General features: G+C 32.3%; 15 protein-coding genes. 1 reads left to right on the top strand and 14 read right to left on the bottom strand.

Annotated features, from left to right (window positions below; translation table 11 throughout):
• Positions 1-41 precede the first annotated feature (41 nt).
• Positions 42-986 (top strand): cell division protein FtsZ, encoded by a 945-nt coding sequence (gene ftsZ, locus ACWI69_RS03935; protein WP_448820547.1) that lies wholly within the window; start codon positions 42-44, stop codon positions 984-986.
• A gap of 36 nt (positions 987-1,022) precedes the next feature.
• Here the strand turns inward: ftsZ and ACWI69_RS03930 are convergent, their stop codons facing one another.
• From ACWI69_RS03930 to lptB, 14 genes are read right to left on the bottom strand one after another with little or no spacing between them, the layout of a single operon-like run.
• Positions 1,023-1,886: an RluA family pseudouridine synthase gene (locus ACWI69_RS03930; RefSeq protein WP_448820546.1), complete on the bottom strand. Its 864-nt coding sequence runs from the start codon at positions 1,884-1,886 to the stop codon at positions 1,023-1,025.
• A 3-nt stretch (positions 1,887-1,889) separates the two neighbouring features.
• Positions 1,890-2,993, bottom strand: coding sequence for a rod shape-determining protein RodA (rodA, locus tag ACWI69_RS03925; RefSeq protein ID WP_448820545.1), 1,104 nt, complete (start codon positions 2,991-2,993; stop codon positions 1,890-1,892).
• Between the two features lie 9 nt (positions 2,994-3,002).
• The gene (dut, locus tag ACWI69_RS03920; RefSeq protein ID WP_448820544.1) at positions 3,003-3,443 is read right to left on the bottom strand and encodes a dUTP diphosphatase; all 441 of its coding nucleotides are present in this window, start codon (positions 3,441-3,443) and stop codon (positions 3,003-3,005) included.
• Positions 3,444-3,453: 10 nt separating this feature from the next.
• Positions 3,454-4,677 (bottom strand): M16 family metallopeptidase, encoded by a 1,224-nt coding sequence (locus tag ACWI69_RS03915; RefSeq protein WP_448820543.1) that lies wholly within the window; start codon positions 4,675-4,677, stop codon positions 3,454-3,456.
• 8 nt (positions 4,678-4,685) lie between these two features.
• Entirely contained in the window at positions 4,686-5,765 is a 1,080-nt protein-coding gene (locus tag ACWI69_RS03910; RefSeq protein ID WP_448820542.1) for an LptF/LptG family permease, read from the bottom strand.
• Positions 5,762-6,841, bottom strand: coding sequence for an LptF/LptG family permease (locus ACWI69_RS03905; RefSeq protein WP_448820541.1), 1,080 nt, complete (start codon positions 6,839-6,841; stop codon positions 5,762-5,764). The genes ACWI69_RS03910 and ACWI69_RS03905 overlap by 4 nt, the downstream gene beginning before the upstream one ends.
• 9 nt (positions 6,842-6,850) lie before the next feature.
• The gene (locus ACWI69_RS03900; RefSeq protein ID WP_448820540.1) at positions 6,851-7,384 is read right to left on the bottom strand and encodes a CvpA family protein; all 534 of its coding nucleotides are present in this window, start codon (positions 7,382-7,384) and stop codon (positions 6,851-6,853) included.
• 18 nt (positions 7,385-7,402) lie between these two features.
• Positions 7,403-8,587, bottom strand: coding sequence for a class I SAM-dependent rRNA methyltransferase (locus ACWI69_RS03895; RefSeq protein WP_448820539.1), 1,185 nt, complete (start codon positions 8,585-8,587; stop codon positions 7,403-7,405).
• Between the two features lie 11 nt (positions 8,588-8,598).
• Positions 8,599-9,708: an alanine racemase gene (gene alr / locus ACWI69_RS03890; protein WP_448820538.1), complete on the bottom strand. Its 1,110-nt coding sequence runs from the start codon at positions 9,706-9,708 to the stop codon at positions 8,599-8,601.
• Between the two features lie 59 nt (positions 9,709-9,767).
• On the bottom strand, positions 9,768-10,706 hold the full coding sequence (gene secF, locus ACWI69_RS03885; protein WP_448820537.1) for a protein translocase subunit SecF: 939 nt from the start codon (positions 10,704-10,706) through the stop codon (positions 9,768-9,770).
• A 4-nt stretch (positions 10,707-10,710) separates the two neighbouring features.
• The gene (gene secD, locus ACWI69_RS03880) at positions 10,711-11,931 is read right to left on the bottom strand and encodes a protein translocase subunit SecD (protein WP_448820536.1); all 1,221 of its coding nucleotides are present in this window, start codon (positions 11,929-11,931) and stop codon (positions 10,711-10,713) included.
• Positions 11,932-11,947: 16 nt separating this feature from the next.
• Positions 11,948-12,367 carry a Holliday junction resolvase RuvX gene (gene ruvX, locus ACWI69_RS03875; RefSeq protein ID WP_448820535.1) on the bottom strand — a complete coding sequence of 140 codons (420 nt, stop codon included), beginning with the start codon at positions 12,365-12,367 and terminating at the stop codon, positions 11,948-11,950.
• A gap of 16 nt (positions 12,368-12,383) precedes the next feature.
• A complete protein-coding gene (alaS, locus tag ACWI69_RS03870; protein ID WP_448820534.1) occupies positions 12,384-14,990 on the bottom strand; it encodes an alanine--tRNA ligase in 2,607 nt (868 codons plus the stop codon).
• 35 nt (positions 14,991-15,025) lie between these two features.
• The gene (lptB, locus tag ACWI69_RS03865) at positions 15,026-15,751 is read right to left on the bottom strand and encodes an LPS export ABC transporter ATP-binding protein (RefSeq protein ID WP_448820533.1); all 726 of its coding nucleotides are present in this window, start codon (positions 15,749-15,751) and stop codon (positions 15,026-15,028) included.
• Positions 15,752-15,755: the final 4 nt, after the last annotated feature.

Here is a 15,755-nt window from a genome sequence, read left to right as displayed (position 1 = left end):
TTGTATACTGTTATCTATATTTATTTAGGGGGTGAGTTTTTTTGGGAGATAAGTGTAATGTTAATATTAAAGTTATGGGAATCGGTGGCGGTGGTATAAATGCCCTTGATGAAATCGTCTCTTCTAACATTGATAATGTTACTTTTTTTGCACTCAATACTGATCTACAGGATTTAAACAACTCTAAAACTCCTCATAAAATTCAATTAGGACCATCTACTACAAAAGGACTCGGATGTGGTGGGAATATTGAACTAGGAGAGAAAGCTACAAAAGAAAGTTTAGCTTTTATTAAAAATGTCTTGAGAGGCACTGATTTTTTATTCTTGACTTCCACTATGGGTGGAGGTACAGGTAGTGCTGCCACAGCTTTAATCGCAAAATTAGCTAAAGATATGAATATTTTAACTGTTGCAATTGTTACTAAACCTTTCTCTTTTGAAGGCAAAAGAAGAATGAAAATCGCTGAAGCTGGTATTGAAAATCTCAAACCTTTTGTCGATTCTCTTATCGTTATTCCTAACGACAAACTTCTAGATAACTCTGCCCCTAATATAACTGTTCAAGAAGCCTTTAAAAAAAGTAACTTTGTTCTATTTACTGCTGTTAAAGGAATGACTGATCTTATGTTAGCTAAAGGTCTCATAAATTTGGACTTTGCCGATATAAAATCTCTTCTATTGGACTCAGGAGAAGCCATCTTAGGATTTGGAGAAGGTGATGGAGAGAAAAGAGCTGAAAAAGCCGCTCTTGCTGCTGTTGACTCCTCTCTTTTTGAAAGAACGATTCTGGGTGCAACCAAATTTTTAGTAAATATTATTGGTCCTCAAAATCTAAATCTAATGGAATCTAGTATTATTGTCGAGACGATAAAAAAAGAGTGTCGTGCTGATATTGATGATGTTTTATTTGGGGTTTCGATAGCCGAAAATCCTGATGAATCAATCAAAGTTATTTTAATTGCAAATTCCTTTTTAAATAAATAGTAGTATTAAAAAAACCGGTTTTAAAAGACCGGTTTTCTAATCTAAATTTTTTAAAAATTTTTCAGGTAAAGGTAACTCTACCTTTATCTTATATTTTGGTATTTCACAATAATATGAAAATAGAAACATGTCTTTTCCGCCTTTTCCATACTTCCCATCTCCAACTATTGGATACCCCAAACTTGACAATTGTACTCTTAGTTGATGTGTTCTCCCTGTTTCAAGCCTTCCCTCCAAAATGCTTCTTTTTCTTCCCACTTTTAAAACCTTAAAATAGGATATACTTTCCTTTGCTCCATCCTCATATGAAGATAATTCGACAACTTTTGTCTCATCTTTTTTTAGATATGTTTTTAAAGTAAACTCTTTCTTATCGACAGTTCCATCAACTAGTATATAATACTTTTTATCTGTTTTTCCCTCTCTGACCTCTTCAGCTAACTCTCTGGTCACTGCCAAACTTTTAGCTCCTATAACCAATCCAGATGTGGCTTTATCTATTCTATTCACAAAGTTAAATTCATCTGTCCCATAGTAACTTTTAAAAAGCTCAGAGAGCCCATATTCATGTCCACTTCCCTTATGCATAACCATATTGGCCTCTTTATTAAAAATCACAACTTTCTCATCTTCATAAACAATTCCATTCTTTAGGATGCTCATATCTTGAGGTGAAATCTTCATAAAACTCTTCATAACTGTTTCTCCACCAGCTATTAAAACTTTTACAATGTCCCCCTCTTTTAATCTATAGTTTTCCTTAGATTTTTTTCCATTAACTTTTATTTTTCCAGTTCTTATTCCTTTAAAAATCTCTGTCAATGGTGTATTTTCATATTTCTTTCTCAAAAATCTATCCAATCTGACCTCATGAAAACTAGAGTCTATAACATATTCCATTCTCTACTCCCTATATATATTTATACTTTGAACTATTCCTAACATTGCAAAAGCAAACAAAAATGATGTTCCACCATAGCTCATAAGAAGAAGTGGTAGTCCTGTGACTGGCATTATTCCTATGACCATTCCTATATTTATGACTATATGAAAAAAGAAGATAGCTGATATTCCATAGCATATAAGTTTTCCATATCCTTCCGTTTTATCTCCGATTCTCAATATTCCCCACAGAAGCAAAATATAGAGCATCAATAAAACACATCCTCCAACTAAACCTCTTTCCTCCAAAAATACAGCTGCTATAAAATCTGTATGCGATTCTGGTAAAAATCTCAGCTTACTCTGAGTTCCTTGCAAAAATCCCTTTCCAAAGATTCCACCTGATCCAACTGCAATCATTGATTGTGTAACATTCCATCCACTCCCTAGTAGATCGGCTTCTGGATTTAAAAAAGTCATCACTCTCTCTCTTTGATAATCTTTTAATAAAAAGAAATACCCAATTGGAGCTGTCGAAATTCCTATAAGTGCTAGAATTATTAGAGTTTTCCAATCTATTCCATTTATAAAAATTAGAATTAAATATAAAAATACTATAACCAATGCTGTTCCTAGGTCTGGCTGAGCTGCTATTAATAAAAATATAGGTAAAACATGCAGACTAGTTGCAAAAATACTCTTAAATCCTAAAAATTTATTATTGTATTTTGTAGCTAAAACTTCTGAAAGAGTTAAAACGATAAATAATTTTGAAAATTCAGAAGGTTGAATCGTTATAAACCCTAAATCAATCCATCTCTGAGCTCCCAATCTTTTATCACCTATAACAAATACCAACAGTAGCAATGTAATATTCAAAAGATATATAATTTTATAATACTTTCCATATACTCTATAGTCTATAAATGAAAATATAACATATGTCAAGACACCTAGCCCTATCCAAACAATTTCCTTGTAAAAAAATGATGTCCCCTTATGGATTGTTGCACTATACACAGTTAATAAACTTATTAAAATTATACATAGCGCAATATATAAAATCATATTTTTCATTTTTTTTATTTTTTTTGTAGTAACTACTAAATCATGATTTTTTCCCATTAACTTCTCCTATTTCCCTGTATGACCAAATCCACCCTCTGCTCTTACAGTTGCTGACAACTCTTCCACCTCTTCAAACTCCATCTTATAAACTTTTTGAAGAACCAATTGTCCTATTCTCTCTCCTGGATTTATAACAAATTCTTCACTACTTAAGTTTATCAATATAATCCCAACTTCACCTCTATAATCCGAATCGATAGTCCCAGGTGTATTCACTAAAGTTATCCCATGCTTTAAAGCTAATCCGCTTCTTGGTCTAACTTGCACTTCATATCCGTAAGGTATCTCCATTTTTATTCCAGTTGGAATTAACTTTCTTTCTAAGCTTTTTAATGTAACTGGTCCAGTAATATTTGCTTTAACATCCATTCCAGCCGCACCCGCCGTCATATATCTAGGTAATTCTATTCCATCTTCCAGTACTAGTTTAACAATAACTTTTTCCATTTTTTCCCCTTTATATATTTCCTAAAATTGTTTTAGATATATATTTTTCATCAAATATTTTATTTGCAACTCTTTTTATATCGTGTAAATTTACAGCTTCAATCTCTTTTATTACAGTTTCAATATCTCTTACATAGCCATAAACTAAATATGAACCTGCCATTCTTGTCATTTTTCCCTTACTACTTTCCAGTCCAAAGGTCACCATGCTCAAAAATTGATTTTTTGCTCTTTGAAGCTCCTTTTCAGTAATTCCATTCTCCTTTAACTCTCTTAGTTCCTCCTCTATCAAAGCTATCACTTCCTTGTAGTCTTCATGAGTAGTTCCCGCATATACAGTAAACAGACCCCCTTCATCAAAATTGGAAGTGTACGAATAAACTGAATAAGCTAACCCTCTTTCTTCCCTAATTTTTTGGAAAAGCCTAGAGCTCATATTTCCACCCAAAATATTTGATATCACTGATGTTTCCACCCGATCTCTATCGGTGCTAGAAGTTCCTAAAGTATTAACACACAAATGAACTTGATTTGTTTCTTGAACTATTATTTTCTCTCCAGAGTTTATAATCATCTCACCATTGTAGATTCTTTTTGTACTTCTATCCTTCAATTGTCCAATTCCCTCATTTAGTTGTTTAAATATCTTATCCTCTTCTATATTTCCTGCTACTGCAACAACTATATTTTCTGGTTTATACATATCATAAAAATACCTTAATATTTTTTCTCTATCTATCCCTTTTAAACTTTCTACTGTTCCAGCTACTTTTTGGCTTTGTACACCAGTTATAGCAAATCCAAGATTTTCTTCATGCACAACCTCTTCTGGAATATCTTCATACATTCTTATCTCTTCTATTATTACATTTCTTTCTTTTTCAATATTTTCATCTGTAAAGGTAGAGTTTAGAAACATATCATTTAAAATATCAATTCCAATCTCCAGAGTATTTGAAGTCATTTGAATATAGTATGCTGTTTTTTCAACACTTGTATATGCGTTTATCATTCCACCTTGATCATCAATCTCTTCAGATATCTCTTTTGCTGAACGATTAGTTGTTCCTTTAAATAATAAGTGCTCTATAAAATGTGATATCCCCTCTTCTCCAGGTAACTCATTTTTTACTCCAGCTCTAACAAAAAAACCTAAACTAGCTGTATTTATACTTTTGATATCTTCCATTAATAACGTTATGCCATTATCTAATCTCCTAGTTGTTATGCTCATTTTCCTCCTCAATATTCTGCTTTTCTCATAAAGTAAATTCCTAAACATAAAAATATTACATTTGGAATCCAACCACTTAAAAATGGATTCAATAATCCATTTATACTTAAAGCTTCAAATGAAGCTTGTACTATATAGTATGAATAACCTAATCCCACACTTAAAGCGATACTTATAGCTGAAGCTCCTCTAACGTATCTACTTCCTAAAGATAATCCTAAAAATGATACAATAAAACTTGCAAAGGGAAACGAGTATCTTTTTCCTAAAACAGATAAGGACTCTTTTATATCTCCACCTGTTACTCTAATATCCCTAATTGATTTTGCTATTTCAGCATTTGTTAGTTCATCTGGATCACCTTGAATTGTTATAAAATTTGATGGTCCTTTATCAAAAGTTTCATCTGAATAAACTTTGTATCTCTTTTGAGTTTTATTAGTAAAATTGTTCACCACGGCATCTTTAAGTATCCATTGGTTTTTATTTATATCAAATTCACCACTTTTAGCAGTTACTATCTCCTCTATTTTATCAAACTCTTTATTTAATTTCACTATTTCTAAGAGCTTACCCTTGTTACCAATTCTATCCACTTGCTTTATATAGTAAACAGTATTGTCTTCAGTTCTTAAAAATGCGTTATTTTTCACTGTGGGTAATACTCTTTCCGCTATTTTCCTTCCAGCCCTTAAAGCTCTACTTTTAGCTAAAGCCACTGGATGAACACGGTTCATCACTTGAAAGACTATTAGAGATATTAAAAATGATATTATTATTGGATACCTCACTATTCTTCTAAAACTTATTCCAGAAGTTTTTAAAGATATAATCTCTAAATTGGATGCCATTTTATTGATGCACATCAGCGAACCCAAAAGTATTGCTAAAGGTGTAACTTCTATAAAAATTTTTGGCAATAGATAAAATATATACGTCGCCGATTCTGGAACACTCATTCTTCCTGTCGTTATGTATCTTATTATTTTAAATAGTTGACTCAATATAAAAATATTTATAAATGCTATTAAACTCAATAGAAATGACTTTATAAAATTTTTACTTATATAGATATCTAACCTCTTCATCTAGCACCACCCGCTTTTCTTTTATATAGTAAAGCTGTTCCACCAATCAACAACAAATTAGGTAGCCAAACTCCTATATATGGTGATACCACACCTCTATTTGCCATTACAATCCCTATATTCAAAAACATAATATAGATAAATATAACCCCTAAACTTACTCCAAAACTAGCTCCTTTTCCACTTCTATGGTGTCCTATTGATAAAAGAACTCCCAATATAGCTAGCACAACAGTTGACAATGGAATCGCTACTTTTCTATTTATTTCTACTAAATATGGAATTTTTTCCAAATATGTTTTATCTTTTAATTTTTTTAAAAGAGTCGTTATACTCATAGCTTCTATATCTTTTACCTCTATATTAACCTCTTGAAAATATGAGCTTAGAGGTATTTTTTTCTGTTTAAACTCCCCTTCTAATTTTATTGTTCCATCTGGATTAAAAGTATAGAATGTAGAATCCTCTAACACCATATTTACATTTTTCCAATAGGCTCTATCCCCTAACAAAATAGTAGGAAATGAGGCTTTATCTTCTTTTTGAAATATTAATACATTTTCAGCTTCATTAGTTTTTCTATCAATTTTTTCAATGTATAAACTATAGTCATCAACCTCATCGATCAATATTTTTTCTTTTAACTGAAACACTGGGTTCTCATACGCTATCTTCATAGTTATCTCTTCTAACTTACTAAAAGATCTAGGAATAATGCTCTCTTGTAAAAAAAATATAAAAATAGTAATTATTGAAGCCAATATTATTATTGGCTTCAATATATCATCTAAAGACATCCCTATCGAGCTCATTGCAGTAGTTTCGCTCGTTCTTGTAAGTTTAGAAAAAGTTATCATAACTCCTAGAAATACACCCATTGGTATTGTTTGTGCTAAAATTGGAGGTAGATAAAATGACAATATTCTTAATACATCAATTAATGAAATTCCCTTCACAATTATGTTTTCCATTAAAGATACTATAATCTCTATTAAAAAAATAAAAGTAAATAGTGACACTCCAAATATTATTGGCATCTTTACATCTTCCAATATATATTTTTCAATTATTTTCATTGTCTTCTCCTAAAACATTTTATTAAAATACTTTTCAACTAGCTCTTTTCCCTTTATATAATTCAACTCTGATTTTAATTCTTTTGGTAAATACTCCTCAATATAATGAGATTTTTCCAAAAATACTCCATTTGTTTTACTATCTGCTCCATACTTTTTCAAAACTGTATATTTTTGTGCAGCATAATTAAAGATAAACAGAACTATCAATGAAACTACAAGTCCTTTTGCTAATCCAAATACTCCACCTAGACCTCTGGATAAAAACCCTTTATTTTGATTTTTTAGAATAATCCCTATAAAAAACATTAGAATAGCTATGACAAAATATGATACTATAAAAACACCTATATATGTCAATAAATAGTTACTTTCATTGTTACTCATAGCCAACTTTTCTATTACGATTGGAGTAAATTTTTGAGCTATAATAAAGTCTATAAAAATTCCAAAGATTGAGAAAAATTGTAGTAAAAATCCATCTTTCAATCCTTCGATTACTGCAAATATTAGTATCACTATTATTAAAATATCTAAGTACATAATTATTCCCCCTTTAAATTAATTATTTACTACTCTAACCCATAAAGCTTTTAGATATAGTGTTTCTGGAATATGTAAAATCCATGGATGATCTTCTGGTTGATAATTTACACCTATGACTTGTAGCAACTTTCCATTTTTTGAAGCAGCCATTCTCGTCACCTCTATCAAATCTTGAAGAGACATATGATAAGCACACGTTATTATTCCAACTATTCCACCCTCTTCAATCAATTTAAAACTCTCATCACACAGAGTAAAAAACATATCTCTTCCTCTTGGAACATCTATCTTTTTCTTTATTAATGAAGGTGGATCTAAAGTTATTACATCAAATTTTTCCCCTCTATTGGCCAAAATTTTTAGCATTAAAAAGGCGTCTCCTTCCGCTGTTTCAAAATCATTTGTAAATCCGTTTAATTCATAGTTTTCTTTGCATAACTCCAGAGCGTGTGGCTCCTTATCAATTGCCACAACTTTTTTACATCCCTCTTTTAATGCCGCAACCGAAAATCCACCACTACTTGAAAACACATCTAAAAATCTTGTGTTTTCATTTAAAAATGGTCTTATAAACTTTCTAGAATCTCTTTGATCTAAGAAAAACCCTGTTTTTTGTCCATCTACGATATCAACATAATACTTTAATCCATTGTCTTCCATTACTATTCTTTCAGGAATCTCTCCATATATTATTCCAGTTTGCTGTTCCACACCCTCGTGAGTTCTATTTTCAACATCACTTCTTTCATATATCCCTTTTGGTTTCATAACTTTTTTTATCGCATTTATTATATCTTGTCTAAATGCCACTTCTAATCCTGAATTTCTAAATTGTACTGATACATATTTATCAAATTTATCAATTATTAACCCCGGTATTCCATCCGCTTCAGAATAAAAAACTCGAATACAATTTGTTTCTGTCAAAAGATGCTTTCTCTTTTCATAAGCTCTTTTTATTTTTTCTAAAATCAACGTTTTATCAACCGCTACATCCCTTGTTGTTAAAACTCTTACGAATGCATTTGTAGATTCCGTCACATAACCTTTCGCCACTACTTCTCCATCCGTTGTACAAACTTCTACTATATCTCCATTTGAAGTTTTTCCTAAAACTTCTTGTATTTCATCCTTAAATACATTCGGATAAAAATTTCTAATTTTTTTCTCTTTTCCTGCTTCTAATATTACTTTTGCCATCAGTTTCTCCTTTATAATTTTCCTATCAAGCTATTTACTGAGTATGGTTTCCCATGTTTCAAATAGACTCGACTAACTCTCCTACTCAATCCTGTAAATAGCTCATAGATGGAAGAACCTATCATTACTGACTTTTCAAAAATATCCTCTCCCATCACAGTTACTTCATCTCCCACTTTGACCCTATTTTTTAGTTCATCCGGTATTTTTATCATAAGCATATCCATACATACTTTTCCGACTATTTTACAAGCAATACCATGAACTTCAATTGTTCCCTTATTCGAAAATTCTCTCCTAAAACCGTCAGCATACCCTACTGTCACTGTTGCAATTAAGTCGTTTCTATATCCTTTGCCTAGCCTTCCATAAGATATATCTATATCCTCTTTTAGTTCTTTCAAGAAAAGTATTCTACTTTTTAATGTAAAAACTCTTTTTAAATCTTCTATAACTCCCTCTCCATAAACACCATACATAATTATTCCAGCTCTAACCAAATTGCTTTGAGGAGTTTCAGAAAACTTCAATATTCCTCCACTATTAAGAATATGGATATATTTTATCTCTTCTAATTTTTCAAAATCTTTAAATTTCTCTATCTGTTTTTTCGTATAGTTTATTGACTCTTCATCCGATTCATCTGATACCGATAAATGTGAATATACTCCTACTACTTCAATATTTTTTTCTCTACATATATCGATAGCAGTTTTTCCTTCCTCCACCGTAAATCCAACTCTTCCCATTCCTGTGTCAACTTTTATATGTACTTTCAATGAAAGTTCTTTTTCACTAATATATTCTATCTGAGAAAGATCAGTCAAAGTAACTTGTAAATTTTTTCTCTCTGCCTCTTTTAACTCATCATTAAAAATTCCTGCCAAGATTAAAATTTCATCATCAATGCCGTTATTTCTTAGTTCTATCCCCTCTTCTAGAGATGAAACTCCAAAAATTTTTACCCCCATCTTTGAAAGTTCTTTTGCTATTGTGACTGCTCCCATTCCATAGGCATCTGCTTTTATAATGGCCATTATGTCTCTGTCATGAGATAGTTCTTTTATTTTTTTTATATTATACTCTAAATTATCTAGATCTATCTCTGCCCACGTTCTCATTTTTTCCTCCAACTATTATTAAGTAGATTAAGCCACCTATGAAAGGTGGCTTTTTTGTTTTATACTACAATTTTTTCTTCGGGGTGTGAATTGTCATCATCATCATCTTTTTTAGGTTCATACTTATCGTCTCTTTTCTTTTCAAAAAGATATACTAAAGGTGTTGAAATATATATTGATGAATAAGTTCCTACTCCAATTCCCACTAAAAGCGTCGTTGTAAATGTTCTTAAACTAGCTCCACCAAATACCAAAATTGCAACTAATGCTAACAATGTCGTAATTGAAGTATTAATTGATCTTACTAAAACTTGATTCAAGCTTCTATTTAATACTTCTCCAAATGTCAAATCTGATTTTTTTCTTAAGCTCTCTCTAATTCTATCATATATTATGATAGTATCGTTGATAGAATATCCTAAAATTGTTAATATTGCTGCTATAAATGGCGTATCAACTTCGTATCCTAATAGTGCAATAACTCCTAAAGCTGCTGTCACATCATGTAATAATGTTAAAATTCCCGCTATCGCGAATTTAAACTCATATCTCATTGTTATATATAAAACTATTAGTATTCCACCTATTGTAAGAGCATATACAGCTGATGTTTTTAACTCCTCACCTATTGTTGCTCCAACCTTTTCAGCTCTCTCTAGCTTATATTCCCCTAACACTTGAAGATCTGTTAGTAATTTTTCTGTATCTTTATCACTCATCTCAGCGGTTCTAATAATAACATTATTATCACTCTGAGAAACTTGAACTTTTCTTGCAGTTGATGAAAGTTGTGGAATTTCAACCGCCACTTCATCTAACTCCTTATTTATATCTGATAACGTTATAGTGTTGGCATAATTTAGCTGAATTAAACTTCCACCTGTAAAGTCTATTCCATAATTCAATCCCTTTATTAAAAACATTCCTAGGAATATTATAAAAGATATTGCTGATAATGTTATCCATTTTTTACTGTGCTTAATTACCTCAATATACATTTACTTACCCCCTTTTCACACCGAAGAACTCTGTTCTTTTTATTTTAAATAAATCCACTGTTGTTGTTAACAGAACCTTTGTTATGAAAACCGCTGTAAGCATTGATGCCACAGTTCCAATTGTTAAAGTTACTGCAAATCCTTTTACAGTTCCTGTTCCAAACATAAATAGCACTAAAGCTGTTAATAATGTTGTTACATTTGAGTCTATAATCGAAGCTATTCCCTTACTAAATCCAAGTTTTATAGCACCATTGATTGTATTTCCTAACTTTAACTCATCTTTTATTCTCTCAAAAATTATGACATTGGCATCAACTGCCATACCAGCTGATAATATCATACCCGCTATTCCCGGCAGTGTTAATGTTGCATCAATAAAATTTAACATTGCGAACATCACAAGACCAAAGCTTAGTAGAGCTAAATCTGCTACGAACCCAGGTAACCTATACATAAATAACATAAATATTGCAATTAATCCAACCGCTACCATACCAGCTACTTTACTTTGAGCTATTGATTCGTCTCCTAAGGATGCGCCAACAATTCTTGTTTCAATTATTTCTGCTTTTACTGGTAGTGCTCCTGCGTTTAAAAGTGTTGCTGTTTTTTTAGCTTCATCTGGAGTGTAACTTCCAGTTATAACTCCATTTCCACTTGGAATTTCACTATTTATTGAAGGTGCAGTTTGAACTTCTCCATCAAGTGTTATAGCTAATCTTTTTCCAATATTTTCTCTTGTTATTCTAGCAAACTCTTTTGCTCCCTCTATATTCATCTCAAATTGAATTTGAGGTCTTCCTAAATTATCGTATGAAACTTCTGCCTTTTTTAGTGCTCCACCTGTCAACAATGTTTCACCCAAAGACCCATCTCCATTCATTATTTTAAATTCCAATAAAGCTGTTTTTCCTATCATCTTTACCGCGTCATCTGAATTAGTAATCCCCGGTAATTCTATGATAACTCTATCTATCCCCGCTCTTTGCACAACTGACTCCGCTACTCCAAGACCATTTATTCTTCTATCTAAAACTTCTATTAATCTATTCATTGCTTCATCATCTAATTCCATACCCTCTTCTGGCTTGGCCTGTAAAACCACATAAACTCCACCTTTTAAGTCCAGTCCTAGCTTCGTTGGTTTTACTATTGCTAACCACCAAGAACATACTAGGATAACTAGTACAAAAAACAGTTTTGTCATTCCCTTAAAATTCATGCTATCCTCCACTCAGTTATTTTTTCATGTCTAAAAATGTCTGTAATATAATAGCCGCTGCTATCTTATCAACCACTTTTCTTTTTTCTTTAGCTCCCCTTAAATTTGTTTCATTTAACATTCTATCTGCTGAAACAGTGGAAAGTCTTTCATCTATCTCAAAAAACTCTAATCCTTCAATAGATTTATTTAATTTATCCATAAACTCTCTTACTTTTTCTGCCTGACGTTTTTCAGTTCCATCTAAACTTTTAGGTATTCCTATAACTATTGATTTACTGTTTTCTTGTCTACACAATTCAGCAATTCTCTTCACAGCTTTAGTTTTTCTTCTATCTATCACTTCTAGGGGAGTGGCAACCATTCCCATCAAGTCTGACTTTGCCACCCCTATTCTCACATCTCCCACATCTAAAGAAAGATATCTTTTATACATAACTATCTTCCTCCATTTATAGTGTTTTTACTAAAATCTCCTTTACAGCTGAAAGCGCTTCCTTGACCTTTGCTCCATTCTTTCCACCGGCCTGTGCAAAATCAGGTCTACCTCCGCCATTTCCTTCAGCTATCTTAGCCGCTTCTCTCACTAAATCTCCAGCTTTAACTTTTCCGATTAAATCCTTTGTAACTCCAATCGCAAATATAGCTTTTTCATTATTTGATCCCAATACGATAACACAGCTTCCTAACTTATCTTTTGCCTTGTCTACAATCTCCCTTAAAGAATCTGCTTCTTTATCTTTAAAATCCTTCACTAAAACTTTAACTCCATTTATCTCTTCAATCTCATCAAATAATGAATTTGCTTCAAATGTCGCCACCTTAGTTTTTAGAGCATCAACTTCCTTCGATAACTCTCTCACTTCTTCAACAACTTTCTCTGATCTTTCCTCAACTTTTTGTAAGTCAACTTTTAAGTTCTTAGCAACTCTTTTCATGGTATTTTCCATTTCTAAAACCGCTAGGTATGCTCTATAACTAGTTTGAGCCTCTATTCTTCTAACTCCTGCTGCAACTCCAGCTTCTGAAACTATTTTAAAAATTCCTATCTTACTGATATTGCTTATGTGAGTTCCTCCGCAAAGCTCCATTGAATAATCACCTATTGAAACAACTCTTACTTCATCTCCATACTTATCTCCAAATAAAGCTGTTGCCCCTTTTGATTTTGCGTCATTCATTGACATAATTTCTGCATTCACTGCTGTAGCCATAAATATTCTTTCATTTACTGCTTTTTCAACTTTTTCAAGTTCTTCAGGTGTTAATGCCTCATAGTGGTTAAAGTCAAATCTTAGCCTCTCTGCACCACAAGATGAACCTGCCTGTTGAACATGAGTTCCCAGTACATCTTTTAAGGCTTGATGCAATAGATGTGTCGCTGTATGATTTTTTGCAATCTCCTCTCTTCTAACTGGATCCACAGTTAAATTTAACAGCGTTCCTTCGATTAACTCTTCCAACCCACTTTCTATTTCAACTATGTGAGTGTAAATCTCTTTTTGTTTTTGAACATCCAATACCTTTGCTACTAAATTCTCTCCCTCTATAATACCTTGATCAGCTTCTTGTCCTCCAGACTCTGCATAGAATGGCGTTTGATCAAAAATAAGAGCATATTTACCATTCTCTAGCTCTCTAGCACTTAAAAGAGTTGCTGGAGTCATCAAATCACAGTATCCTGTAAACTCTGTTTTTCCATGTCTATCATAGAACTCCTCTATAAAGTTATCTTGCCCTTTTTCCATGATAACAGTTCTTGCTGATCTAGCTTTCTCTCTTTGTTCTTCCATCTTTTCCAAGAATTCATCTTTTGAAACTTCAATTCCATTTTCTTCACAGATTTCTTCTGTCAGTTCATAAGGAAATCCATAAGTATCATAAAGTTTGAATGTCACATCTCCCGATAGTTTTGTTCCACCTTTTAACTTTACTCCCTCTATTTCATTCATAACAAGCTGTATTCCCTGATCCAATGTATTAGAGAATTTTTCCTCTTCAATCTTCACAACTTTTTTGATATGCTTTAGATTCTTTCTTAACTCAGGATATGCTCCATCCATTATATCTACGACTTTGTCCACCATCTCATACATAAATAACTCTTTTCTTCCAAGAAGTCTTCCATGTCTTACCGCTCTTCTTAAAATTCTTCTCAAAATATAACCTCTTCCTTCGTTAGATGGTATAACCCCATCATTAACTAGAAAGGTAACCGCCCTTGCATGATCTGTTATCACTTTTAATGAAAAGTCTACTTCAGGTTCTACTCCATATTTTGTATTTGTAAGCCTACTAGCTTCTTCAACTATAGGAAATAACAAATCTGTTTCAAAGTTATTTGACTTACCTTGCACCATTGCTGCCACTCTTTCAAGTCCAGCTCCTGTATCTATATTTTTCTTTGGAAGCGGTTGTAACGATCCATCCTCCATTCTATTCCACTCAGTGAAAACTAAATTCCAAATTTCAATAAATCTATTATCTGTTCCCTCATCCCCTAATTTAGAATTTTCATCTCCTCCATAAGCTGGTCCTAAATCGACGTGGATTTCTGAACATGGTCCACATGAACCTGTTGGTCCCGCTGCCCACCAGTTTTCAGATTCTCCCATTCTTACGATTCTTTCTTTCGGGAAATTACATTTTTCAATCCAAATTTTTTCCGCTTCATCATCCGTTGTAAACACTGAAACCCATAATTTATCTTTATCTAATTTTAAAACTTCTGTTATAAATTCCCATGACCAAACTATCGCTTCCTCTCTGAAATAATCCCCAAAAGAGAAATTTCCCAACATCTCAAAAAAAGTATGATGTCTTGCAGTTCTTCCAACATTTTCTAAGTCATTGGTTCTAATACACTTTTGATAAGTTGTTACTCTTGGTGTTGGAGCTTCCTTCTGTCCTAAAAAATATGGCTTAAAAGGAACCATTCCAGCAACTGTTAATAAAAGAGTAGGATCATCTGGGATAAGTGATGCACTCTCAAAGTGCTTATGATTTTTCTTTTCGAAAAATTCTATAAATTTGCTTCTAATTTCGTTACCTGTTAACATATTCTTGTTTCCTCCACTGTATTTCTAAAATTTATTTAATCTAATTTAAAGTTTTCTCCTAAATATACTTTCTTTGCCATTGGATTAGAAGCTATCTCTTCTGGAGTTCCACTTATTAACACTTTTCCATTAGCCATTATATAAGCTTTTTCAGTTATAGATAGTGTTTCTCTTACCGAATGATCTGTAATCAATATTCCTAGTCCTCTTTGTTTTAAGTACTTAATAATTTGTTGTATATCCTCTACCGCTATCGGATCAACTCCTGCAAATGGTTCATCTAATAGTATAAAGTCCGGATCATTAGCTATTGTTCTAGCGATTTCAACTCTTCTTCTCTCTCCTCCAGAAAGAGAATATCCCATTGATTTTGCTACATGAGTTAATTTGAACTCTTCCAACAGCCCTCGCATTTTTTTTATCTGCTCATCCTTTGGTAATCCTTTCATCTCTAATATAGCCAGTATATTGTCTTCGACAGAAAGATTTCTAAATATTGATGGTTCCTGTGCAAGATATCCAATTCCCATATCTGCTCTTTTATACATTGGATACTCTGTTATATCTATTTCATTGATAAAAACTTGACCCTTTTCAGGTTTAACTATTCCAGTTATCATGTAAAATGTTGTAGTTTTTCCCGCTCCATTAGGTCCTAAAAGTCCTACAATCTCGCCTTTTTTTACCTCTAAGCTAACATTCTTAACTACCTGTCTTTTTTTATAACTTTTACATAATCCTTGAGCGATTATACTTCTCATAGAT

It is taken from the genome of Cetobacterium sp. (genome assembly GCF_977044495.1).
This window is presented reverse-complemented; position numbering and strand designations above follow the sequence as displayed.

What these genes read in the sequence shown, in the direction of transcription:
- ACWI69_RS03905 (WP_448820541.1), bottom strand. Translation starts at nt 6,841, where the DNA reads ATGAAAATAATTGAAAAATATATATTGGAAGATGTAAAGATGCCAATA.
- ACWI69_RS03910 (WP_448820542.1), bottom strand. Translation starts at nt 5,765, where the DNA reads ATGAAGAGGTTAGATATCTATATAAGTAAAAATTTTATAAAGTCATTT.
- ACWI69_RS03915 (WP_448820543.1), bottom strand. Translation starts at nt 4,677, where the DNA reads ATGAGCATAACAACTAGGAGATTAGATAATGGCATAACGTTATTAATG.
- ACWI69_RS03895 (WP_448820539.1), bottom strand. Translation starts at nt 8,587, where the DNA reads ATGGCAAAAGTAATATTAGAAGCAGGAAAAGAGAAAAAAATTAGAAAT.
- secF (WP_448820537.1), bottom strand. Translation starts at nt 10,706, where the DNA reads ATGTATATTGAGGTAATTAAGCACAGTAAAAAATGGATAACATTATCA.
- alaS (WP_448820534.1), bottom strand. Translation starts at nt 14,990, where the DNA reads ATGTTAACAGGTAACGAAATTAGAAGCAAATTTATAGAATTTTTCGAA.
- ACWI69_RS03900 (WP_448820540.1), bottom strand. Translation starts at nt 7,384, where the DNA reads ATGTACTTAGATATTTTAATAATAGTGATACTAATATTTGCAGTAATC.
- lptB (WP_448820533.1), bottom strand. Translation starts at nt 15,751, where the DNA reads ATGAGAAGTATAATCGCTCAAGGATTATGTAAAAGTTATAAAAAAAGA.
- secD (WP_448820536.1), bottom strand. Translation starts at nt 11,931, where the DNA reads ATGAATTTTAAGGGAATGACAAAACTGTTTTTTGTACTAGTTATCCTA.
- ruvX (WP_448820535.1), bottom strand. Translation starts at nt 12,367, where the DNA reads ATGTATAAAAGATATCTTTCTTTAGATGTGGGAGATGTGAGAATAGGG.
- alr (WP_448820538.1), bottom strand. Translation starts at nt 9,708, where the DNA reads ATGAGAACGTGGGCAGAGATAGATCTAGATAATTTAGAGTATAATATA.
- rodA (WP_448820545.1), bottom strand. Translation starts at nt 2,993, where the DNA reads ATGGGAAAAAATCATGATTTAGTAGTTACTACAAAAAAAATAAAAAAA.
- dut (WP_448820544.1), bottom strand. Translation starts at nt 3,443, where the DNA reads ATGGAAAAAGTTATTGTTAAACTAGTACTGGAAGATGGAATAGAATTA.
- ACWI69_RS03930 (WP_448820546.1), bottom strand. Translation starts at nt 1,886, where the DNA reads ATGGAATATGTTATAGACTCTAGTTTTCATGAGGTCAGATTGGATAGA.